This is a genomic window from Acinetobacter sp. TUM15071 (genome assembly GCF_008980925.1).
Lineage (GTDB): Bacteria > Pseudomonadota > Gammaproteobacteria > Pseudomonadales > Moraxellaceae > Acinetobacter > Acinetobacter dispersus.
In genome coordinates this window covers 48,617-72,011 of record NZ_BKGB01000008.1, presented here as the reverse complement: position 1 = coordinate 72,011, position 23,395 = coordinate 48,617, and the positions used below count along the sequence as shown (strand labels likewise).

22 protein-coding genes are annotated in these 23,395 nt (G+C 39.8%); 13 read left to right on the top strand and 9 right to left on the bottom strand.

From position 1 onward, the window contains the following. Positions 1-37 precede the first annotated feature (37 nt). Positions 38-202, bottom strand: a complete 165-nt coding sequence (locus GBI66_RS09510) for a DUF1427 family protein (RefSeq protein ID WP_005184112.1) — start codon at positions 200-202, stop codon at positions 38-40. 13 nt (positions 203-215) lie between these two features. Next, entirely contained in the window at positions 216-827 is a 612-nt protein-coding gene (locus tag GBI66_RS09505) for a DJ-1/PfpI family protein (RefSeq protein WP_151715982.1), read from the bottom strand. A 273-nt stretch (positions 828-1,100) separates the two neighbouring features. Here GBI66_RS09505 and GBI66_RS09500 point away from each other — a divergent pair, with 273 nt between their 5' ends. Both GBI66_RS09500 and GBI66_RS09495 read left to right on the top strand, forming a co-directional pair. Continuing rightward, positions 1,101-1,919, top strand: coding sequence for a PhzF family phenazine biosynthesis protein (locus GBI66_RS09500; RefSeq protein ID WP_151715917.1), 819 nt, complete (start codon positions 1,101-1,103; stop codon positions 1,917-1,919). A gap of 144 nt (positions 1,920-2,063) precedes the next feature. Further along, complete coding sequence (locus GBI66_RS09495) at positions 2,064-4,832, top strand: pitrilysin family protein (RefSeq protein WP_151715916.1); 2,769 nt, start codon at positions 2,064-2,066, stop codon at positions 4,830-4,832. A 52-nt stretch (positions 4,833-4,884) separates the two neighbouring features. Here the strand turns inward: GBI66_RS09495 and GBI66_RS09490 are convergent, their stop codons facing one another. Next, a complete protein-coding gene (locus GBI66_RS09490; RefSeq protein WP_005202289.1) occupies positions 4,885-5,268 on the bottom strand; it encodes a DUF3144 domain-containing protein in 384 nt (127 codons plus the stop codon). Between the two features lie 105 nt (positions 5,269-5,373). Here GBI66_RS09490 and GBI66_RS09485 point away from each other — a divergent pair, with 105 nt between their 5' ends. After that, positions 5,374-6,006: a hypothetical protein gene (locus tag GBI66_RS09485; RefSeq protein ID WP_151715915.1), complete on the top strand. Its 633-nt coding sequence runs from the start codon at positions 5,374-5,376 to the stop codon at positions 6,004-6,006. 319 nt (positions 6,007-6,325) lie between these two features. Here the strand turns inward: GBI66_RS09485 and GBI66_RS09475 are convergent, their stop codons facing one another. Further along, positions 6,326-7,783: a CYTH and CHAD domain-containing protein gene (locus tag GBI66_RS09475; protein WP_151715914.1), complete on the bottom strand. Its 1,458-nt coding sequence runs from the start codon at positions 7,781-7,783 to the stop codon at positions 6,326-6,328. A 177-nt stretch (positions 7,784-7,960) separates the two neighbouring features. Here GBI66_RS09475 and GBI66_RS09470 point away from each other — a divergent pair, with 177 nt between their 5' ends. The 6 genes from GBI66_RS09470 (at position 7,961) to rapA (ending at position 14,993) form a co-directional block, all read left to right on the top strand. Then, complete coding sequence (locus tag GBI66_RS09470) at positions 7,961-8,332, top strand: DUF962 domain-containing protein (protein WP_151715913.1); 372 nt, start codon at positions 7,961-7,963, stop codon at positions 8,330-8,332. A 153-nt stretch (positions 8,333-8,485) separates the two neighbouring features. Further along, a complete protein-coding gene (thiE, locus tag GBI66_RS09465) occupies positions 8,486-9,097 on the top strand; it encodes a thiamine phosphate synthase (RefSeq protein ID WP_151715981.1) in 612 nt (203 codons plus the stop codon). 83 nt (positions 9,098-9,180) lie between these two features. Further along, entirely contained in the window at positions 9,181-10,479 is a 1,299-nt protein-coding gene (gene hemL, locus GBI66_RS09460) for a glutamate-1-semialdehyde 2,1-aminomutase (RefSeq protein ID WP_151715912.1), read from the top strand. 328 nt (positions 10,480-10,807) lie between these two features. Continuing rightward, positions 10,808-11,224, top strand: a complete 417-nt coding sequence (locus tag GBI66_RS09455) for a heme-binding protein (RefSeq protein ID WP_151715911.1) — start codon at positions 10,808-10,810, stop codon at positions 11,222-11,224. A 142-nt stretch (positions 11,225-11,366) separates the two neighbouring features. Further along, complete coding sequence (locus tag GBI66_RS09450) at positions 11,367-12,011, top strand: RluA family pseudouridine synthase (RefSeq protein WP_171494293.1); 645 nt, start codon at positions 11,367-11,369, stop codon at positions 12,009-12,011. A gap of 144 nt (positions 12,012-12,155) precedes the next feature. After that, positions 12,156-14,993, top strand: coding sequence for an RNA polymerase-associated protein RapA (gene rapA, locus GBI66_RS09445; protein WP_151715909.1), 2,838 nt, complete (start codon positions 12,156-12,158; stop codon positions 14,991-14,993). Between the two features lie 60 nt (positions 14,994-15,053). On the opposite strand, the gene dps is transcribed toward rapA, so the two are convergent. From dps to fabR, 3 genes are all read right to left on the bottom strand, one after another. Further along, a complete protein-coding gene (dps, locus tag GBI66_RS09440) occupies positions 15,054-15,551 on the bottom strand; it encodes a DNA starvation/stationary phase protection protein Dps (RefSeq protein ID WP_005208263.1) in 498 nt (165 codons plus the stop codon). Between the two features lie 217 nt (positions 15,552-15,768). Continuing rightward, positions 15,769-16,785: an AI-2E family transporter gene (locus GBI66_RS09435; RefSeq protein WP_151715908.1), complete on the bottom strand. Its 1,017-nt coding sequence runs from the start codon at positions 16,783-16,785 to the stop codon at positions 15,769-15,771. A gap of 92 nt (positions 16,786-16,877) precedes the next feature. After that, the gene (gene fabR, locus GBI66_RS09430; protein WP_151715907.1) at positions 16,878-17,573 is read right to left on the bottom strand and encodes an HTH-type transcriptional repressor FabR; all 696 of its coding nucleotides are present in this window, start codon (positions 17,571-17,573) and stop codon (positions 16,878-16,880) included. A 140-nt stretch (positions 17,574-17,713) separates the two neighbouring features. Here fabR and GBI66_RS09425 point away from each other — a divergent pair, with 140 nt between their 5' ends. Together GBI66_RS09425 and GBI66_RS09420 are read left to right on the top strand one after the other, a co-directional pair. Next, positions 17,714-18,781 (top strand): ferredoxin reductase, encoded by a 1,068-nt coding sequence (locus GBI66_RS09425; RefSeq protein ID WP_151715906.1) that lies wholly within the window; start codon positions 17,714-17,716, stop codon positions 18,779-18,781. A 14-nt stretch (positions 18,782-18,795) separates the two neighbouring features. After that, the gene (locus GBI66_RS09420; RefSeq protein ID WP_004801310.1) at positions 18,796-19,890 is read left to right on the top strand and encodes an acyl-CoA desaturase; all 1,095 of its coding nucleotides are present in this window, start codon (positions 18,796-18,798) and stop codon (positions 19,888-19,890) included. Positions 19,891-19,940: 50 nt separating this feature from the next. On the opposite strand, the gene GBI66_RS09415 is transcribed toward GBI66_RS09420, so the two are convergent. Beyond that, entirely contained in the window at positions 19,941-20,408 is a 468-nt protein-coding gene (locus GBI66_RS09415; RefSeq protein ID WP_151715905.1) for a hotdog fold domain-containing protein, read from the bottom strand. 111 nt (positions 20,409-20,519) lie between these two features. Between GBI66_RS09415 and GBI66_RS09410 the strand changes: the two genes are divergently transcribed. Together GBI66_RS09410 and GBI66_RS09405 are read left to right on the top strand one after the other, a co-directional pair. Further along, complete coding sequence (locus tag GBI66_RS09410; protein WP_151715904.1) at positions 20,520-21,152, top strand: TetR/AcrR family transcriptional regulator; 633 nt, start codon at positions 20,520-20,522, stop codon at positions 21,150-21,152. Between the two features lie 26 nt (positions 21,153-21,178). After that, on the top strand, positions 21,179-21,640 hold the full coding sequence (locus tag GBI66_RS09405; RefSeq protein WP_151715903.1) for a GFA family protein: 462 nt from the start codon (positions 21,179-21,181) through the stop codon (positions 21,638-21,640). Between the two features lie 54 nt (positions 21,641-21,694). On the opposite strand, the gene GBI66_RS09400 is transcribed toward GBI66_RS09405, so the two are convergent. Then, positions 21,695-23,383, bottom strand: coding sequence for a DUF2235 domain-containing protein (locus tag GBI66_RS09400; protein WP_151715902.1), 1,689 nt, complete (start codon positions 23,381-23,383; stop codon positions 21,695-21,697). Between the last annotated feature and the right edge of the window lie 12 nt (positions 23,384-23,395).

Here is a 23,395-nt window from a genome sequence, read left to right as displayed (position 1 = left end):
ACTCATTTTTATGGGAGATGGAATAAAGCTTATCTTGTTAAGAAAGATAGAGTCGAATAAAAGGGAGTAATTGTTCACCAATCACGATGCCCAATAAACCCAGTAATGCCACAATGGGCGGTGCAGGAGCTTTAACATCCAGTAGGTAATACAGCACACCGACCAATACGCCAACCGCGAGCGATAATAAATAAATCTTCATATTCAGCCGTTAATCAGCCTGCTTTTACTTTACAAAAGGGATCAATGTTTGGATTGCTATTCCAGATATATTCGGCCTCTTCGGCACAAAGCTGGGCAACTTTTTCACTCTGTGTGTCATGGATGAAGGCAAGGGTCATATCCATACCAGCACTTACACCTGATGAAGTATAGAATTTCCCATCAATTACCCAACGGGCTTGGGCTTGCCACAACACTTGGTCATTGAGTTTTTGTACAAATTCAAATGCCATTTTATTCGATGTTGCCTTAACACCATTTAAAAGACCTGTCGCTGCAAGCAATGAACTGCCTGTACAAATGGTAAGCACGTGTTTACTTTGAGCCGCTAAAGTTTTGAGTTGATCAAGAAACTGTTGATTTTTGATTAATTCAAAAGTCACGATACCGCCTGGAACGAGCAGAATACTTTGGTCATTCACGTGCATTTCGCTAAAGGATTTGGTCTGGATACAAACACCATGTTTATTGGAAACCAGACCGCCATTCAGGCTATAAAACTGGACTTGATAATGTTCGTGCAGCAAGCCAAACAATTCAACAGGACCCATAATGTCGAGGGTTTCAAAATCTTCAAATACGATAGCATTCACAGGAATACGCATGGTTTTTCTCGCTTGTTTAATCTGCGTCATACCATAGTGAGCTTCAGATTTTTTATTGTGAATATTCTGTATGGCTTATTTTGAATTATGCTAAATCATTGGACTTTTAGGCTGATCTGTTAGCAAGCGAAACACATTTTGGGCTTAAATTTTATACATTTAGGCAAGTTAAACAACAAATGCTGTGGTGTATCGTAAATTTAGAAAAATCTGTATCTATACTTTATAGACCAAATGTTCAAAATAATTGAAAAATAGAGAGAGTGCTGTGACATGAAGATGTACCAAGTTGATGCTTTTACAAAAGAATTATTTAAAGGAAATCCCGCGGCTGTAATTGTCGTCGATGAATGGTTAGATGATCGTTTGATGCAGAATATTGCCATGGAAAATAATCTGTCTGAAACGGCTTTTGTAAAAACGATTGATGAAACCAATTATGAGATTCGTTGGTTTTCTCCACTCAATGAGGTTGCGTTTTGTGGGCATGCGACTTTAGCCAGTGCATTTGTTTTATTTAAAGACTTTACCACGGTAGGAACGATCCAGTTCCATGTACGCGATCTGGGTATTTTTATTGTCAGCCAAGATGCTGATGGCAAAATTAAAATGAATTTCCCGATTCGAAAAGCAGAGTTAGTTACTGATTATCCTCAAGTATTACGTGCAGGACTTACCAAGCCATTTAAAGCGGTCTATCGCAATGTCCAAGCCTATATTATTGAATATGAAACGGTGCAAGATGTATTGGATGAACAACCTGATCTGGAAAAGCTAAAACAACTTGGACAAGTTCGTACAGCGATTACTGCTTCTCAACCCGATGTTGCAATTACCGCCAGAGGTGAAGGGCAGTTTGATTGTGTTTCTCGTTATTTTGCACCAGCAATTGGTATTGATGAAGATCCAGTAACAGGTTCAATCCATACTGCAATCGTTCCACTTTGGGCTGAAAAATTGAATCAGACTCGATTAACAGCCTTTCAGGCATCTAAACGCGGTGGGATTTTAGAATGTGTGATTGCATCTAAAGATCGTATTGAAATTTCAGGCTATGCCAAATTGTATATGCAAGCCGAACTGACAATCTGATTTTTAGCTTAAACTGTGCAAAAATAAAGATAAAAGCTGTTTAAATAAACAGCTTTTTTCAAAACATAACTATTAAAAATGCGAATCGTTCTCTACTATAGCTTGACGTTTTTATTTAAATCACCAAAAACACTTGGATAAATTATGTTAATGCGGTTTAAGCAACTTACTCTCTCTCTTTGTTTGATTGGGTTGAGTGCAACGTCTTGGTCTCAGACGGTACTCGTAAAAAGTGAAAAAAATATCGAAGAATATAAATTAGATAACGGTTTCAGAGTTATTCTTGCGCCAAATGATAAAGAAAACAAAGTCTATGTAAATACAGTTTATTTAACTGGTTCTTTGAATGATCCTAAGGGTAAAGGCGGACTTGCACATCTATTAGAACATTTGGCCTTTAAAGGTACTCAAAATGTGAAGGGGGATGAATTTCAACGTCGTCTAGATCAATATACGTTGATGACCAATGCCAGCACAGATTATTATGCGACCAAATATTTAAATATTGTTCGTCCTGAAAAAAATGCACTCAATGAAATTCTGTACCTTGAATCAGAACGTATGGATAAATTGGTGCTGCAAGAAAAATTTGTTCCTTCTGAAATTGAAATCGTAAAACGTGAACGAGAAATCCGTATGGATCAGCCGTTTGCTGTACTGATGGATCAAATGTGGAAAGCGGCTTATGGCAATCAATATTTAGGTCGCTTACCAATTGGCGATTTACCTGAATTAAAGTCGATTCAGCTAAATGAATTGAACCAGTTCTATAGAACTTGGTATGCGCCAAATAATGCAGTGATGGTGATTTCAGGTAAATTTGATAAGACTGAGGTCTTATCTAAAATTGATCAGTATTTTAGTCCAATTCCAGCACGTCCAGTACCTGCGCAAGTTCAAGTGCCTGTTCTCGATTCAAGTAAAATTGAACAGCGTCAGTTTACGGTACAAAAGGGTAGTGATTTAGCTAAATTCCATGTCTATATGAATGGAAAAAATACCCCATTACAACCGACTTTAGCACTTGCGCCAGCGTTATATACCATGCAGCCAAGTGGTACTTTGTATAAGAGTATGGTAGAAACGGGAATCAGCACTGCAGTGCAATCAACAACATGGTTAGATCAAGACTTTAACGTGGTCTTTATGGGCGCAATTTATGCCCCAAATCATGATGCGAAAAAGGTTGATGACGCATTAAAAACAGGTGTTGAAAATAGCCAGCCATTCACCGAGGCTGAATTACAGCGGATTAAAAATATTACGCAAAATACCGCAGATACCATTGCCAATGACGCTGTCGCTTTAGGTTCACGCCTGAGCGATTACGCAGTTTCATCACATGGTCAATGGGATCAATATTTTAAGGACTTACAAGCCGTTCAAGACTTAAAGCTGAATGATGCGAATAAAACCTTAAAAGAATTTTTAGTCTCTTCACATCGTATTTCAGGCGATATTTTACCGACGCCTGAAGATCAAAAGAAAGCGATGACCATGAAAGCTGAAGAGAAGCCAAAAACTTTAGATCAAAGCGATGAAAAGCCTGAGCCATTAAAAGATGCAAATGTTTATAAGCAGGAAGTGACCCAATTTATGGCACAGTCTGCTCAGCAATTGCAAAAAAATGAGCAGAAAATTCAACGTGGTGAATTAAAGAATGGTATTCGCTATGCACTCTTCCCAACGCCTACACGTGATGATAAAACTTATGCCACGATTAGCTTAGATTTTGGTGATGAAAAAGCATTATTTGGTAAAGGGGTTACTTTAGATTTAGCCAGCTATTTAATGCTGCGTGGTTCTGAAAAGCATACCTTGCAGGAAATTACTGATAAGGCGATTGCGGCTAGCGGTGGTGCTTCGGTCAGTTCAAATGGCAATGGTTTTACCATCGTTGTTCAAGCGAAGAAAGACAAGTTCGAAGAGTTCTTTAACTTTATTGTTGATGTCCTTAAGCAGCCAAAATTCTCGCAAACTGAGTTTGATCTGGCAAAAAATCAAAGCCTGTCTGTATTGGATCGTCCATATACGGAACCCGCGGTTGTCTCATCGATGACCTTGTCTAAGATTCTGGAAATCTATCAACCAGGCGATATCCGTTATCACTTTGAACCAGAACTGGCGAAGAAACAGATTAGTGAAGTAACCCAGCCGCAAGTGAAACAATTCTATGATCAGTTCTTTGTGACAGACCATGCGCAAATTGCTGTGACGGGTGATTTTGATGCCAAGAAAATGCAGAAAACTTTGCAAAAAGCCTTTGGTTCTTGGAAAGCAAAACAACCATTCACGAAAGTGACAGGCCAATACACGGTGTATAAAGCACAGAAAGTTCATGCCTTATCGGAACAACGTGAATTTGGTAGTTACCAAAGCGTGTTAGCACTGCCAGTCGGTTCTTATCATAAAGATGCGCCAGCTTTAATTATTTTGAGCCATGTTTTAGGTAACTCACAACTTTCATCGCGTTTGGCTCAAGAGTTACGTGAAAAGAATGCTTTGGTCTATGGTTTTGGCAGTGGCTTAGATCTTGATCCAGATATTGATGATGGTACTTTAAGCATTACTGCAAATTATACCTCTGGACGTTCTGAGCAAGTTTCACAATCGGTACACAAGGTATTGAATGAGTTGCTGAGCAAAGGTGTGACTGAGCAGGAAGTGGAAGCAGCCAAAGCAGATATCATGAAAAAACGTGTAACAGCTTTGGAAGATGAACGCAACATTCATGGCATGCTAACAGGTCAGTTAGAGCGTAACAAAACGCTGTTGGATCGTGCAGAGCGCGATCAGGAGCTTGCGAAATTGACCAAAGAAGATGTGAATGCGGTCATCAAAAAATACATCAAGCTTGATCAGTTTGTAGAAGTCATGGCGGATCAATATGGTCAGCCTCAGAACTTGAAATAAGCAATCAAAAATAAAGCCACCGATCAGGTGGCTTTGTTTTAACAATCAATCATTAATGATCGTGTTTATGTGTATGAAAATCTTCGTTCTTACGGAAACGTAAGTAGTTTTCAAACTGTTCACAATATTCGTCAAAATTATCTTCTAACATCATTTGGAATTGTTGCAGTAGATAAGACATGACTTGTTCTTTGGCATCACGCATTTCATTGCCATCTTTAAAGTTATTGGCTGCGACCCATGTATTAAAACGGGCAGTGGCAAATAACATGGCTGCACTTACTTGGCCACGTAACTCTTCTGGTTTGGCTTGCTGCCCTTTTGGTGGTCGGCAGAAATCATTGGCAAGTTTAATAAATTCATCTGCACGCTCAAAAAATACCGCATTTAAAGCTTCTTCATCCGTCACATCGGTGGCGTTAATTTTTTGAGACATGATATTTTCCAGCGACAAGTTAAGACACTTCATTATAGACAAAGCCTTGTCGAAACTAAACCTTTGCCTTAATCTAAAATAGCCTAAGCAATTAGAATAATCACTATGCAAGATGCAATCGCGATTCAAAGCTTAAAAACAGATATAGCCTTACTGCGCCAACATATTTATCCACCTCAGTATTTGGAAAATGTTGAAGGCTTGCCTATTTATTATGGGCTGCAACAAGATGTGGATGAATATTATCGGCAATGGCAACCCTTGATTGAGCGGGCACAACAGTTATGTCAGCCCTTTATGGAAGATGATGCGCTAGATGCGATTCATTTACCAAGTCATTTAAATCTGCCGCTGTTTTTCTTTCATGTCGATCGGATTCGGATTAATAAAACACGCGCTAAAGAGTCGAAAACTTTTCGTGGCGTCGCTGCCTTGTTAGAAAAATGTGGGCCGTTTGAGACGGATCAGATTTTTGCAATGCAGGAATGGTTGGGCAGTGATGATACGGCTGCCTTAGTTGCGCATCGTGAGTTTATTGATTTACGAACTTATGTTTTCCAACACGGACAAAGTGAATATACGCGAACTCGGTTTTATATGAATGGCATGATTCTCAGTGTTGAACCGCATTTTAAATTGGTCGATGCACGGGATAAGCCGCGGAAGCAGCGTAATGATAGTTATAGTGATCCGATTGCAGATAATGGAACGTGGAAGATTTTTGGGAAATATCGGTAAATGATTTAAGTAGAATAAATAGTTTAACACTCTAATTTTCATTAAAAAATAATAGCACAGCCACAAGTGCTATATAAAGTTTGAATGTTTTCGCGTAGGCGATTTCCTACTTTGTTTTCGGACAAAGTAGGCAAAGCCATTGTCATCAGCAAAACCTGTTTATTTCTTGGATTTATTAAAATGTATCGCAGAAACATTACTTTGCTTATATCACGCAGGTTGCTGATGACGTTTCCGAGTATCCGCTTTTTGTTAAGATTTAGATTATTTGTGGCGGCATCCATGCCGCCAAGCGCGATAGCGATTTAAGGAAATGGAGCTATCGCTTTTCATCCCAAAAAGCGTCCTGAGCAGATAAGCCTTGTAACTTTTTCGCCGCTTTTTTTGCCACATGTGGTTGCTGAGCCTTAACCCAACCTAATGCAAATAAAAACTGCGGGTATTCAGCAGTTTGTTGCTCAAAGATTTGCTCAGCAACAAACAGGTCATTATAAAAGCCTAAATATTCCTGAATTGGCTGTAACTTATTTAAGAATTGTTGAACCTCTTTTTCAGGAAAAATCCCTGCAATAAAGTCGATGCAATAACGCAATTGTTTGACACGCTTACGAGTACGATGTTGTTGCTCAACTTCTAAAGTTGAAAACTGAGCTGCATCTTTTAGAATCTGTTGGTAAAGCTTGGTTAAGCTTTTAGCTGCTTGTTTAGAAAGTTTAGACTTAGACTCATGCTCACTATAGGTGAAGCTGAGTAATGCTAAAAATAGCTGCGTGGTTTTAGTGTGACTTAATAATTGAGAAACACGACTGTCAACATTCTCAGGGAATGGGAAATCAAAATCACAGACTTCTTTTACTAAAGGAATAATAGAATCTTGAATCGCATCATTATCGCGTGATTGACCTAATGCTCTAAAAATATCAGCCAATTGGCTTTCCCAAGTAGGATCAATTTGCGCAGACCAGTTAGAAAAATGCTTTAAAGCTGAACGCAAACGGCGTAAACCGACACGAGCTTGGTGAATATGATCCGCTTCTGCTACACCATCAGCGATTGCAGCGGCATTGGGGAGGATATGATTGAGCGTATTTTCGATAATTTGTTTGATGGCCTGTTCAGCACTGACATCTTTATCCAAATTCAGTGATTTCGCTTTGGTAGCAGCAGAGACGACTTTGCCTTGGGCCAGTAAATTGCCGCGTTCAGCTTTACTGCGCACATCAAGCCAGAGTTGATATTTATCTACCCATGTTTTGGTAAAATTAATCAGAGACTGTGCTGACCCTTGTTTTAACTCAAATTCAACTTCGCAGATTTTAGCTTGATCGGTTGGCGTACGGATTTCGCCATCGTCCAAGCAGACTTCAATTTGAGCCCCCTCAAACTCGAATACATGGAAGGTACGCTGTACGTCAGTTTGAAATTGCAACTGTAGCTCAGCAGGTTCTTCACCTAAAACATCACGTAGTACAGTTTGGACTGTTTGATTATGTTTGTATAAAGATAAATCCAGTTCAGGTTCTTCAGCGCATTTGCCTAAATAGATATCTTCTTCGATGCGTTGTAAATGGTTTTTACTAGCAGCTTTAAAGGTTTGTACCCAATGCTCACCTTCTTGACGCAGGCGAATAGCCACATAATTTTTAGCAAGCAAACGGTCAGCAGTGTCATAATATTTTGCTTGTAGCTGAATTTTTTGTGCTTTTTGTTTGCTTAAAAGCTGCAACACACTTTTTTTCTTAGATTCAGGGAGTTGAAATTTTAGCTCTATTTCCATGATGTTATGACTCCTGACCATCGAGAATGATATAGACAAAACTTAGTATAACTTGTTGATCTCAAAAATCATTGTAAAGTTGTTTTAAGCTTGGAAAGGATGGCACGCAATGACTTTATTTTGTACAGAAAATGCATTAACGTGTGGAGAGTCTTGCACGATTAGGATGATCTAAAAATGAATGCACCAGCGAATATTACCAAGCCAGTGGAATTTTCATTACCTATTAAAAACTATGATGAATTTTATCACTTTTATTTAACAGAACATCGCAGTATTGCCAGCCGTCGTTTGCACGTCGTAGGTAGCTCTGTCGGTTTATATTTCTTTAGTAAAGCGATTCGTAAACGTCAGGCAAAATATGCTTTGTATGGTTTGGTATCAGGCTATGCTTGTGCTTGGGTTGGGCATTTTTTCTTTGAACATAATAAGCCTGCCAGCTTTAAACAGCCGCTGTATAGCTTTATCTCAGATTGGCGCATGTTGTCAGATGTTGCACGTGGTCGTTTAAGTCTGATCGATCGTCAGTTTGATAAAATTGATTCTTAAAATTGGTTTAATACTTCAAAAGCTGCTTTGGCAGCTTTTTTATTTGTTCTGATTTACAGCGGTTAATGATGTAAATACACTCGCTATCTTTAATTTTCAAACAAGAAAATATACTCTGAGGCTAATGTAATTATAGTGAATAGTGAAACGTTCATGCGCGGTCTTTATCTCATCACCAATGATGACTCAATCCAATTATTATTAGAAAAACTAGATGTGGCTCTAGCAACAGGACAGATTGCGATTCTGCAATATCGTCGTAAGAAAGTAGCAAAAGCAGATCAGCCAAGTGAAGTCGAGCAGATCAAAGCACTCTGTGAAAAGCATCAAGTCCCGTTTGTGATTAATGATGATTTGGCACTGGCAGAACAATTTGGATTAGGGGTACATCTTGGACAATCTGATGGCGAAATAAGTGATGCGGCTGCACGCTTACCCCAAGGTGTGATTGTTGGTCGGACTTGCCTAAATTCATTGGAGCTGGCGGAGAAGGCCATTGCAGACGGTGCAACATATGTCGCGTTTGGTGCAGTCTATGCAACCTCAACTAAACCTGAAGCGGGTAATGTTGGGATCGAAGTCATCAAACAGGCGAAACAAAAGTTTGCTGTACCGATTTGTGCAATTGGTGGTTTGACCGTTGAAAATTCTCAAGTCGTGATTGAGGCTGGGGCAAGCCTTTGTGCGGTAATTAGTGATATATTAGGACGATCAACATCCGAAATTCCAGCTCGTGTTGATGCGTGGGCAAAGTTATTTGCCTAATTTTATGCATCCATATTGCGGAACTTTCATGGTTTCTCGGAACTTCAAACATTCCTTGTCCTCGATTCTAGGTTGAGCCTTATATGAGTTTATCTCCAAAGCAAGAACAGTTATTTAAACAAGCAAATAAACATATTCCAGGTGGCGTAAATTCACCTGTACGTGCATTTAACGGTGTTGGTGGTACGCCTGTCTTTATTGAAAAGGCAAAGGGGGCGTACTTATGGGATGTCGATGGCAAACGCTATGTTGACTATGTGGGTTCATGGGGACCAATGATTTTAGGTCATGCACATCCTGATATTATCCACGCGGTACAAACTGCAGCGGAAGATGGCCTAAGTTTTGGTGCGCCAACGGTCTATGAAACCACTTTGGCAGACACCATTTGCGAGATTATGCCTTCAATTGAATTGGTACGTATGACCAGCTCGGGTACTGAAGCAACCATGACTGCGATTCGTTTGGCACGTGGTTATACTGGGCGTGACAAGATTGTTAAATTTGAAGGCTGCTACCACGGTCATTCAGACTCATTATTGGTAAAAGCTGGGTCAGGCTTATTAACACTTGGTGAAGGTGAGCCAACCTCAAAAGGTGTACCAGCTGATTTTGCTAAACATACTTTAACGCTACCGTATAATAATATCGAAGCGTTAAAAGAATGCTTTAGCAAATTTGGTCATGAGATTGCGGGTGTGATCATTGAACCTGTTGCGGGTAATATGAACTTGGTGACACCAATCGATGGTTTCTTACAAGCGATTCGTGATGTGTGTGATGAATACAAATCTGTATTTATCATTGATGAAGTGATGACTGGTTTCCGTGTTGCTTTAGGTGGTGCTCAATCGGTCTATAAGGTTAAACCTGACTTGACCACGTTGGGTAAAATCATTGGTGCTGGTTTACCTGTTGGTGCTTTTGGTGGTAAACGTGAAATCATGGAATGCATTGCACCTTTAGGTGGTGTTTATCAAGCAGGTACATTGTCAGGGAATCCATTGGCAATGCGTGCTGGTATTGCGATGTTCAAGCATCTTCGTGAACCAGAGTTTTATGACAAGCTGGCTGCACAGCTCGCAAAATTACTTGCAGGTTTACAGGCTGCGGCAGACGAAGCGGGTATTCCATTTAAAACCCAACAAGTGGGTGGCATGTTCGGCTTGTATTTCACCGATCAAGAGGACATCACCAGCTTTGATTCAATGTTAGCTTGTGATGTTGAAGCATTTAAGAAATTCTTCCATGGCATGTTAAAGCGTGGTGTCTATCTTGCTCCATCTGCATTTGAAGCCGGATTTATCTCGTCTATGCATTCAGATCAAGATATTGCAGAGACCATTCAGGCAGCAAAAGAAACATTTGCAGAAATGAAATAACCCTGTGATGTATACAGAAGCCCGATTTGTTCGGGCTTTTTTTATAGACGCATTTTAGCTTGAGTTGAATAGAGAATTTAACGGGTTTAAAAATAATAGATGATCGTAACGGAATCTTAATGAGTTCCCATCTATTTGTATGATAAACCTCAGCGACGAAGCGCAAAGATAAACAATCTTTACTGTACGGCAAGGTGGAATAATGCTTGAATAGTAAACTATATTTGCGTTGGTCTTAGGCTGTGCTTTGGGCTTGCGTAGGCTGTAGATTGCAGCTGTATCATATCTAAAAGCTTTTTATAAGAAACCCATAGGAATGGAGTAAAACATGAAAACTAAACATTATTTAACGTCTGCTGATGTGGAAATTTTAGTTGAAGCAGCATTGCAATATGCAACAGCGCACAGCTTTAATGTCAGCATTGCAGTTGTCGATGACGGTGGAACCTTATTAATGATGAAGCGTATGGATGGCGCATCGGTATTATCGACACAGATTTGCCAAGAAAAAGCACAATCTGCTGCGGTCAGCCGAAGAACCACCAAGGCATCCGAAGATATGATCCGTGAAGGTAAGATCGGCTTTTTAACGATCAATGCAGCAAAAGGCATGTTAGAAGGTGGTGAGCCGATTGTATATCAAGGGCAGGTTGTCGGGGCTGTTGGTATTTCGGGCGTGCAATCTTTTCAAGATGCGGAAATTGCCCAACATGCAATTCAACAATTTCTAGAGCAACAGACCTAAATCATCCTTTAAATGCGATTCTGGATGAAATATCGAGAGAAACACGAAAAAAATTAGTAAAAATACGTGTCATGCATTGTAATTCAGCGCCAAGCTTTTTATGATTGCCCGCTTGTTTTCATCCAGTCGTTGGAAGGCTACCTTGAATGATTTTCTAACTGAACATTTGATTCATCGTGATGAAGATTTTATGGTCATCCATAAACCTGCAGGCTTACTCACTGTGCCGGGGAAAACACCTGATTTACAAGATTGTTTAATCAATCGTTTATTAGAATTAGAACCAAAAACTTTACTGATTCATCGTTTAGATCGCGATACTTCTGGCATCTTGGTGTTTGGTTTATCCAAATTTGGACAAAGCAATATTTCACGCCAGTTTCAAGATCGTCAAACCTCAAAAATTTATCAGGCTTTGGTTGCAGGGCATTTAGAAGGTCAGAGTACCGTCGATATCCCAGTGATTTATGATCCAAGCCGTCCACCATTGCATATTGTGGATGCTTCCTATCACAAGCCTGCATTAACAGAATGGCAGGCGATCGAGCATCTAGAAATTCAAGGACAATCTGTAACTCGAGTTAAATTGATTCCGATTACAGGGCGTTCACATCAGCTTCGTGTGCATATGCAATATTTAGGTCATCCGATTCTAGGTGATACCTTATATGCCACTTCAGAACAGCAACAGCTTTATCCGCGTTTGTGCTTACATGCAACGCAATTAAGCTTTGCGCATCCTAAAACAGGCGCACAACTCACATTTGATTGTGCAGTACCGTTTTAGTCTAAAAACTTTTTTATGAAACACGATGTGATGCACGCTATTTGATTGCGCTTTGTGTCAAAATACATCGTTGAAAACTACATAAAATGCCTTAACTTTTATTTGGGTCAGGGCATAAAATATGTAGGCTAACTTGAGATAAAGGTGGAAAAATTGCAGCAGTTTGCTATTGGTCAACGTTGGTTATCAGATACTGAAACTGAACTCGGTTTAGGGGTTCTTATTGATGTAGATGAACGTTCTATCAGCATTTTATTCCCTAAAAGTGATGAAACTCGTGTTTATGCACGAAACAACGCGCCTTTAACTCGTATCATCTTTAATGTAAAAGATGAAGTACAAGATCAAGAAGGGATTAAATGGATTGTTGAATCCATTGAAGATCGCCATGGTGTACTTCGTTATGATGTTGTTCGCACCTTAGAAAATGGTGAGCAAGAGCGTAAGGCACTGAATGAAACCCGTATCGGTGCGCAAATCCAGCTGTCAAAACCTTTAGAGCGTCTGTTAGCAAGCCAAGTCGATTATAAAGAGTGGTATGACCTCCGTATTGAAGCGATGTTGTTGCAAGCACAAATGCACACCAGTCCTTTACGCGGTTTTCTTGGTGCGCGTGTGGGTTTGATTCCACATCAACTTTATATCGCGCATGAAGTCGGTAAACGTTTTGCACCACGTGTCTTGTTAGCGGATGAAGTGGGTTTAGGTAAAACCATTGAAGCAGGTTTGATTATCCATCAACAACTGAAAACAGGCCGTTCAGAACGTATCCTGATTTTAGTACCTGATTCATTACAATATCAGTGGATGATTGAAATGCGTCGCCGTTTCAATCTGCAATTCTCTCTGTTTGATTTAACTCGTACAGCATCGATCAAAGAACATGATCCTGATCTCAATCCATTCCTGACTGAACAATGCATTATTGCCAGTGTCGATTTGATGGTTGACCATGATGATTTGCGTGAGCAAGCCATTGAAGCAGGTTTTGATTTACTTGTGGTTGATGAAGCACATCATTTGATGTGGAGTGAAGAAGAAGGCGGTAATGATCGCTACGATTTGGTTGAAGAATTGTCTGAACAAACGGCGGGTGTGTTACTTCTGACCGCAACACCTGAGCAATTAGGGGTTGAAAGCCATTTTGCACGTTTACGTTTGCTTGATCCGCAACGTTTTAGCAGTCTTGACCGTTTCCTTGATGAAGAAGAACAATATCAACAAACTGCAAAAATTGCAGAAGTGTTGATGTCAGATGAAGCATTAACAGAAGAGCATTTAGCTGCGCTTGAAGGCTTATTGGGTCATCGTATCGATGATCAGCCTGAGCATCGCATGCGCGCGATTCATGAATTATTAGATCGTCATGGTACAGGTCGTATTCTGTTCCGTAACACCCGTGAAGCGATTCAAGGTTTCCCAGGTCGTGATTGCCAACCTGCGCCACTGCCAGCACCAGAAGATTGGTCTTTTGATGGCAAAATGCGCGAGCAAATGTGGCCAGAAGAAGGTCAACTTGATGGCGCATGGATGGAAAATGATCCGCGTGTGCCGTGGTTAATGGAAGTACTGCGTAAAGATTTAAAACATAAAAAAGTGTTATTGATCGCACGCAGTGGGCCAGTGGTTGAAGCACTGGAAAATGTATTGCGTCTACATGCAGGTATCCGTACTGCAATGTTCCATGAAGGCATGAGTCTATTAGAGCGTGACCAAGCAGCGGCTTATTTTGCTGAAGAAAGTTATGGCGCTCAGATTCTGCTTTGTTCAGAAATTGGTTCAGAAGGGCGTAACTTCCAGTTTGCCAGCGATTTAATTTTATTTGATCTGCCAGCAAACCCAGATGTACTTGAACAACGTATTGGTCGTTTGGACCGTATTGGTCAAGAGAACCGTATTCAGATTCATGTACCGTATTTAATTGGCACAGCGCAAGAGCGTATGTTCCGTTGGTACAACGAAGCGCTTAATATTTTCAGCAGTATTTCTCCGACAGCGCAAACGCTACAAGAAAATTTTATTGTTGAATTAAAAGATTGCTTATTGGCAGACCAAGGTCAGACTTTTGAAGATTTACTTGAAGAAGTGAATGTACAGCGTCAAGCCTTGGAAGCTGAATTACAAGCAGGTCGTGACCGTTTGCTCGAGTACAACTCTTGCCGTCCAGTGGTTGCGCAAGGCATTGTACAAGCACTTGAAGATTATGATGACAACACCACTTTGCCAATGTTCGTGAAGCGTTTCATGTCATCAACCAATATCGATTTTGATGAGCAAAGTAACGGTACGGTGATCATTAAGCCGACTGATCAAATGCAAGTTCAAGGAATTACCTTAGACGAAGAAGGGATGACTGCGACCTTCTATCGTGATCAGGCACAAATTCGTGAAGATGCACAATATTTGACCTTGGAGCATCCATTTATTGAAAGTGTGATGGAAATGATCCGCACACAATCATTTGGTAGTACCAATGTTGCCTTACTGAAATCAAATGCATTGAAACAAGGTTCGGTGTTATTGGAAGTATGGTTCAAGGTCGATGTCGTTGCACCAAAAGCCTTAAATTTACCATCAAGCTTACCGAAGCAATTGATTCGTGTATTGCTTAGTGAAAATGGTCAGGACTTATCTGCCAAAATTGACCCAAGCATTTTACGTCCATACCTGCATCATCTAGATGGCAATAGCTGTCGTCAAGTGGTGAAAGCACGCCGTGATGTGATCGAAACCCGTTATGCGCAAGCTTTAGACATTGCTAAAACTTCTTTGCCAGAATTGATGCAACAAGCTAAAGAGCATTACAGCGGCAAATGGCAATATGAGATTGACCGTTTAAGCTATCTCAAGCAATTTAACCCAAGTATTCGTGAAGATGAGATTGAGCGTTTACAGAAATTCCAGAAAGAAGGTTTAGGCCTCTTAGATGGTTTGTCGGTGACACCAGAAGCGATTCAGGTCTTGGTTGTGGTCAAACCATAATTAAAACAGCAATAAAAAAGAGGACTCGAATGGTCCTCTTTTTTTATGCCTTGAATAAACTTAGTTTTGATCGATATTGGCTTCCAAGAACCATAAATATTGATCTAGATCTTCGAGTGCCGCATGAATAATATCTTCAGAAATCGGATCTTGAATTTCTTCAATGGTGTCGCGTAGATGATTGGCAACCACGCCATAGCGATCTGCCAGTTCTTTTAAGTGATCTTGTACCGCATGAATGGCGACAGGATAGGGTTTTAGATGCGATGTTTCCGCAACAGTTTGCGTTGTACCTAACGCCGTTCCACCAATCTGTACGGCACGCTCTGCAACATTGTCTAAATGAGTGATTAGCGAGGTACGGAACATATCCAACATTTCATGCACCGCAATAAAATTGCTACCCCGCATGTTCCAATGCGCTTGCTTGGTCAATAATGAAAGATCAATCAGGTTGGCAAGGATCTGATTTAATATTTTTACTGTGGCCTCTTTGATCGAGTCATCTAAATTATTACGTGTATATACTTTTAAAGATTTTGCTGCTGAAGAACTCATAGTTACCTCATTCAATTATAATGTGATGAAACATAGTGAATAAAAACCATTCGATTCATCACTAGCTTATCCCTTGAATCAGCGTTTGAGTGTTTTCGTTTTCTAGGCTTTTGTAAGTTTGCTTATCATCAATTTTCTTTTTGATAATACTCGTTTGAATTCAGATTAATTGATGATTGCATCTGTTAAACTACATATATAAGTGTTAAAAAATTTATTAAATCAATCCTGCATCTTTGCATTCTAATTTGATATACGCATAGAAAACTGGCGCAACAATGAGTCCACTTAAACCAAAAATTGACTCAAAAATGAGCATTGCTAATAACACTTCCCACGCACTGGCATTAATTTTTGTTCCAATAATTTTGGCATTTACGAAATATTCAAGCTTATGAATAATCACCAAATAGGCCAAGGCAATTGCTGCGACAGATAAAGAAATCGTTAAGCCAGCCATAATGATCAAGGTATTTGAAATCAGGTTTCCAATAATCGGTAGTAGACCAAAAATAAAGGTCAGAATGGTCAGAGTCTTCGCAAAAGGTAAATGGATATTGAAGATCGGCAGCACGATAAAGACAAAGATCATGAACAGTGCGGTATTGATTAGAGAAATCTTAACCTGAGCAAACACGACATTTTTAAAAGAAACAGAGAGCTTTTGAATACGGTGTAAAATCGCGGCTTTAAAAACAGGTTGTGGCGCATGCTGTTTGAAATTCTGGATCGAAACCAAGATCCCGACAATCAGGCCAATCACCATGGTTGCCAGATTGTGCAGAATATCGGTGCCTGTGTTTTTCACAATCGAGATATTGTTCTTGATAAAGGACAATATCTGATTTTTGATATCAGCCACACTATGTGGCAGATAGCCAGGCAAATAATGGCTCATCTCAGCCTGAAACTTGATCAATGTCTGGTCGATCTTGATATTGAAAGAATTGAGTCCTGTGCCTTTAAGATCATAAATCACAAAGCTAATCAGACTAGTAATAAAGAAACCGATTAAGAAGGTAGTTAAAACCCCAAGAATAATACTGATAAAGATACGCGCACGTTGACCATCAATATGTTTTTCGACAATTGAGCTTAAGCTGTTAATAATTTCAAAGATCAGGAAGCCTGCAAAAAAACTGGGCAGCAGATGCAGGGGAATGACCATCATTAAAAACAAAAACATCAGAATGAAACTGGCGATGATGCTTTGACGGTCACTGAGAAGATTCATGATCTATATGCCTAATTTAGCTTGTCATTATAATAGCGGACAAAGATACAATTTTTGTTACATTCAATTCTAGTTTAGGCCGATGCAAAACGTTAATCAATTTCCATTTCATTGATATGACGCGCGCCTTCTAAAATCATGCGAATCATCACCATGGTTTGTTCTGCCACTTCAGTGCGTTGTTCAGTAGGCAAATCGAGCACTTTTGCGCCCATGTTGAACACCAATTGAGTGATGGCTTTAGCCGCAAGATCTGCATGACTGAGTTTACTGTTGTTCAAGCGCTCTAAGCGAATCAAGTCTTCTTGAAGTTCTTGCTGGAAGAAGTTCAGTTGACGGTCAACCGCTGCTTTATATGAGGTTGAGCCTGTATAACCTTCGCGTAATAACAAACTCAGGTTGCCTTCATCGGTATTCAATTGTTGAATAAATACTTCAACTGAACTACGGATAATGCTTTGCTGTTTTGAGGCTTGTAAGCGTGCTTCACGAATAATACGACGGAGTACTAAACCAGATTGATCAATCAACGCGATTGCGAGTTCATCAATATCTTTGAAATGGCGATAAAAGCTATTCGGTGCAATGCCTGCTTCACGTGCAATTTCACGCAGGCTAAGTGAGGCGATACTTTTTTGCGGACCAATCAAGCTTAGCGTGGCTTGAAACAGCTCTTCTTTGGTAATCGTCGCTTTTCTACCTACTGAGCGTACAGGAGATTTCATAGGAATGACATCTTGTTCATTTATGTTGTCATGGCCGAGCGGTAAAAAAGAAGAATGAACCATTGTTTTCAATATATAAGTAAGCTACTCGGGATTATAGCGATTGTCTGTGGACTTGTGAAATGTAAATTCTTATACGAGTGTATATACAAATATATATACACATGTATAATAATTAGCAAACAACCAGAGTAAACCTGCTCATGCATGCAATTGAAAAGAGAAACTCTCTATTTAATTTGTTGGCTCACAGTGTGATGAACAGCCATGACGCCAATTTTTGGTTACAGAAAATCAATCCATTGTGGTCCATTAATCAGTCTCTTGCCAAAATCGTAAAAAAACAAATCGTGGCAAAAGACACCGTCAGTCTTATTTTGCAATGTAATCGACACGTCACGCGCGGGTTTGCAGGGCAGCACCATCCTGTTACTGTTGATATTGCAGGTCGTCACTATGAGCGCACCTATAGCTTGATGCAGATAGATGCTGATCATCTTTGTTTAACGGTTAAAAAAGTAGATCAAGGTCTCGTGAGTTCTTGGTTGGTTGAGCAGAGCCAAACAGGTGATATTCTACGTTTGGGTCAACCCTATGGTGAGATGCAGCAGTCCGTTGCGACACCACATTTGTTATTGTTGGCTGCTGGTAGTGGCATCACGCCGATGTTGAGTTTGATTGAAGGTTTATGCCAGTCTAAACAATTGAATACAACAACTGTCAAATTGATGTATTGGGTTAAAACCCAAGCCGATGCTGCTTATGTTGAATATCTTAAAGAAGTCTCTGAAAATTTCCCTCATTTTAGTTATCAAATTTTTTATACCCAACAACAAGATCAGCGTTTAAATCAAAGTCATGTTGATCAATTGCTTGCTTTAGGTCAAACCACGGTTTATGCCTGTGGACCATCTGGTTTTGCAGCGTCAGCGGAAAGCCTGTTTAAAGATGCTGCTGCACTGCAAACCGAAGCTTTTAGCTTAAGTCAGTTTGATACAGATACCACAGAAACCGGCTTTATCAATGTCACTTTGACTCAATCAAATAAAACTGTTGCGATTCCAAAAGGACAATCGATTCTGGCCAGTCTTGAGCATCAAGGGATTAAACCAAATCATGGTTGTCGTATGGGGATTTGTAATAAATGTGCCTGTAATAAAGCACAAGGCGCAACCAAAAATTTATTGAATGGTGCTGCCAATAATGAGCCAACACAGTTATTAAAAATTTGTGTCAATTCAGCCCAGTCTGATCTTGTGATTGATCTATAAGAGAGTAATTGATTATGAACATGCCTGTTAAGATGGAATTTTTTAAAAATCCAAAAAATCGTGATTTAACTGCTGCAGAATTAGATGCTTTTGCTCGTGAACTCGATCAAATTAAACAAGAAGTATTGGATGATTTGGGTGAGAAAGACGCCAAATATATCCGCCGTGTCTATTCCACCATTCGTTATAGCAGTTTGGCTGGGCGTGCTTGTTTATTTCTTGGCTGGTTTCCTCCAGCATGGTTACTCGGTACAGGCTTACTCGGTTTCGCCAAAATCATGGAAAATATGGAGTTGGGCCATAACGTCATGCACGGTCAGTATGACTGGATGAATGATCCTAAATTTAATGGTCAAACCTATGAATGGGATACGGTGGGAACATCAGACAACTGGCGTCAAACTCATAACTATAAGCATCATACTTATACCAATGTAAAAGGTATGGATGATGACGTTGGTTATGGTGTATTCCGTTTGTTTCCTGAACAACGCTGGTCAAAGTTCACTTTAATTCAGCCGATCTATATCGTGCCATTTAGCCTGTTATTCCAATGGGGGGTCGCAGTTCAAAATCTTGAATTGGGTAAGGTGCTGTATAAGCGTAAAACCATGGCGCAATTTAAACGCGAATGGCAGCCTGCGCAAAAGAAAATCCTCAAGCAAATGTTTAAAGACTATGTGTTCTTTCCATTGATTGCGGGACCTGCGGCGATTCCTGTTTTTACAGGCAACTTGGTGGCGAATGGAATTCGTAATGTCTGGACATTCAGTATTATTTTCTGTGGTCACTTTACTAAAGATGTTGAGGTATTCCCGAAAGCCGTATTGCAAGATGAAAGCCGTGGTCACTGGTATATGCGCCAGATTCGCGGTTCATCAAACTTAACAGGTTCCGAAGCATTTCATATTTTGACAGGGCATTTGAGTCACCAGATTGAGCATCATTTGTTCCCAGACATTCCTGCACGTCGTTACCGTCAGGTTGCACCTAAAGTTCAGGCGGTTTGTGAAAAATATGGTTTGCATTATAACAATGCCAGCTTCGTGAAGCAGTTTGGTGAAGTGGTTGGACGTATTTTTAAATATGCGCTGCCATTTAAAAAATAATATCTAGCTTTAAAAAAAAGCCCTGAACATTTTTTCAGGGCTTTTTTATTTTATTTCTTTTTTTTGGAAATCCACATGGTAATGGTGGCATGGAAAACTTTTTCATTGTGCTGATCAAGTACATCAACATTGACTAAGTATTCGCCAGCTTTTTCCCAATCATAGTGAGGCTCAGCAGGCGTAGCAGTTGCAATCAGATCAGTTTCAGCCTTCTTCAAATATTCAACCGTCATACCTTTGGGAATCCAGCGATGGCTTGAAGGAACGGTGACCTCGGTCATGGTACCACCAGCAAGTTCTGCCATATTACACATCGCGATCGCATGCACCGTACCGATATGATTGAGGACAGTACGTTTTTTCTTAATGCTGATTTTGCAGGAATTGGGTTTTAGCTCCTCAAATAAGGGAGAAATACTACTGAAATAAGGTGCCTTTAAGCAGAGCATACGGGTAAATGTCCATTTCCCAGCAGGCAAGACAGATACTTTGTTCCATAGATCTAGAGTTGAGGCCATGACTAAACTTCCTATAACAGAATTAAATTCTTTTACAGAATATAATTCTGTTTACAAGTTGTGGTCAAGTCATACACAATAGTTCCGACGATTGGTGAATTTGATTAAACTATGCAAGCAGCCCAACAATTATTAGAACGTTTATATCCACAACGTAGGTCATTATTAAAAAGACAAATTTTGCTGGATGCTTTGTCATGCTTTATTGAATACGGTCTGGAAACCACCAGTATTGAAATGATTCGGGAAAAATCTGGCAGTAGTGTGGGGGCGATTTATCATCATTTTAAGAATAAAGATGGCGTCGTTGCAGCATTGGTGTTTGCTGCTTTAGATGATCAGGCCCAACTACGAGATCAATATTTACAACAAGCAAAATCACTTAAAGAACTGCTCTATGCATTGATCTATAGCTATACGGATTGGGTTTCTGATCAGCCTAAGTTTGCACAGTTTCTATTACTTGCCCATTTTAGTGTGCGGCAGGGTGAGTATGAACAACAATTAAATGATAAAAATAAACTCAGGAATCAAAAAATAGTTGGCTATATTTCCAATTATGCAGATGCCAGTTTATTAAAATCAGTACCAGCAGAGTTAATGATGTCTTTGGTCATTGGTGCAACAGAAAGCTATTGTCGTGCTTGGTTATCTGAAAAAGTAGTGACCAATCCCAGAGCATATCGAGAAACTTTGGCGCAAGCAGCTTGGGATTCATTACAACATTTAAGCAAACATCAATAACACGAAAACGATCAGGATAACAATCGATGAAACCTAGCAGTGAGAATCAAAAATATACAGGGGTGTGTTTATGCGGAGCAGTGGTTTTTCAGCTAAATCTGAAAAAAATTAGGATGATGTATCGTTGTTATTGCAGCCTATGTCGTAAGCAGAGTGGGGCTGCTTCGAATGCTTCAACTTTTGTGCAGACAGAATCATTTCAGTGGCAGCGAGGCGAGTCGTTGATTCAAACTTATATCAAAGATACAGGCTTTAATAGTAGTTTTTGTAGACAATGTGGTTCACCTGTACCGAATGCTTTAGGTATCAATCCAAAGGTGATGTGGATTCCTTTAGGATTGATTCAGGAAGATTTTAGTCCAGAGCTCGAGCTAAATTTTTGTGTGAACTCTAAAGTGAGTTGGGCCGAAACTCATCAAAAACTTAGTGAATTTGATGAGTTACCGAATATGCTGGAGTTGGCTGGTTATTTTAAGATGAATAACTAAAAGCAGAAAGCTACTGTTTTCTGCTTTTAGGTTGTGGAGATTATTGTGAGGTCGTTAAGAGGCAGCCAATAATTGCTGTTCTTTCTGAGCTTGTTGGTAAGCATCAAAAAGCTCTTCTTGTTTAACTTCTTGATTGACCACGCTACATACGGCTTTATCTTCAGCAGTTTTTTGATCGACCTCTTTCCCTTTTCCGCTACGACGGGACTCGTAAACTGTTCTTTGACGGAAGTAACTAAAAGGTTCGGCATTGCTGATAAAACCATATTTAGAGTCGTGTATATAGTTTTGATAAAAGTCCATGATCTCTGGCGTTGAGCCGTTGCTCCAGCTTTTAAATTGCCAATCCTCAACTCCTAAGTAATATTCATAGGCTTTGGAAACAGGGGATAACAATCTAAAGATATTTATTCCGCCAGATTTATTTGATTCCGTAAGTTTTTTTAGTTTTTCTAATCGTTCCATTTCAGTAGCCATATCAGAAGGGCCAATAGGAATAAATTCACGGATTTTATTGTCACTGCGCGCTTGTTGGCTGACAGAAGCCGTTTTTTGTGTTGCTAAAGCACCATAAGCCGCATAATAGACTTTCATGGAAGTGATAATCTGATCCTGAACTTTTCCTGTCGCTGGCATTTGTGTTTTGACCGCATCATACAGACGCTGTGTTTCATTCTGAATTTCAAACTGTTGCTCAAAAATCTTTATATGTTTTTCTTTTAATTGGTTATAGTCAAACATTCGGACACCTGCGCTGACCGCATCTTCTAGCATGTCTTTCAGTGGAATACGGGCAAAGTTATCATTTACATTTTGGCTACCAGGTGTATAACCACCACCCACATCGGAATGCATGCCTGGATAAACAAGTTCTTTCCAATTTGGATTGGCAATTTGACCATTCTCTTTATGAATTAAATCAACAGGGAAGGCAAAGCGTAGCTCATTTCCTGCAACATGGTGCACACACATTTTGACGCGCTCATCAATCACCATGTCCCGACCTTCAAAGGTTAAATTATTATTTAAGTTAGTCGCAGGTAAGCCAAATGAGGCAACGGTATCAAAGATTCCCATAAATTTAAATTCAATGGGATATTTCCCTATGCCATAGGTTAAACCGTTGCAATCAGACTCACATTGCCACATAAATTGATTGGTAAATGCTCGTGCTAAAGCAGCGCCGCGAGAGAAGCCAAATGTAGAAATATTGATTTTTTTTATGAGTCGATGTTGCTTTAAACTATTATCAACCTCTGCAAAGCTGTACACTTTTTTTGCGTTGGCATATTTACCTGTGTCTATTTCTGCTTTTTTTGCATTGATGATCATGACTTGCTTTAACGCATCATTCAGTTGATCTTCGCCATAATCTAGGCGTCGGGTACCGCCTGTTCCCACACCAAGACCAAAACCACTATGGTCTTGCATTATAGCGAGTGCACGTTGAAAAATATTTAACTCGCCATTAAAGCGCGTGCCTACGCCTGATACATAGATTGCATAATTAGAAGTTGAATTATTTATTCTATTATCTACAACATATTGATTAGCAGTACGCCATAATCGAGCTGGATTAGACCACTTCTTTTTTTCCTCATCGGCATCTTTATTATTGCCTGTACCATCAAAGAAGACTGAAATATGAACTACATCGGAACAATCTTGTTTTGAAGTGGGTGGTGTATTGGAAACATCACTATTGGTTTCTACAGTCCGTTTGATAATCGTCTTTGTAAACATTATCTCTACTCG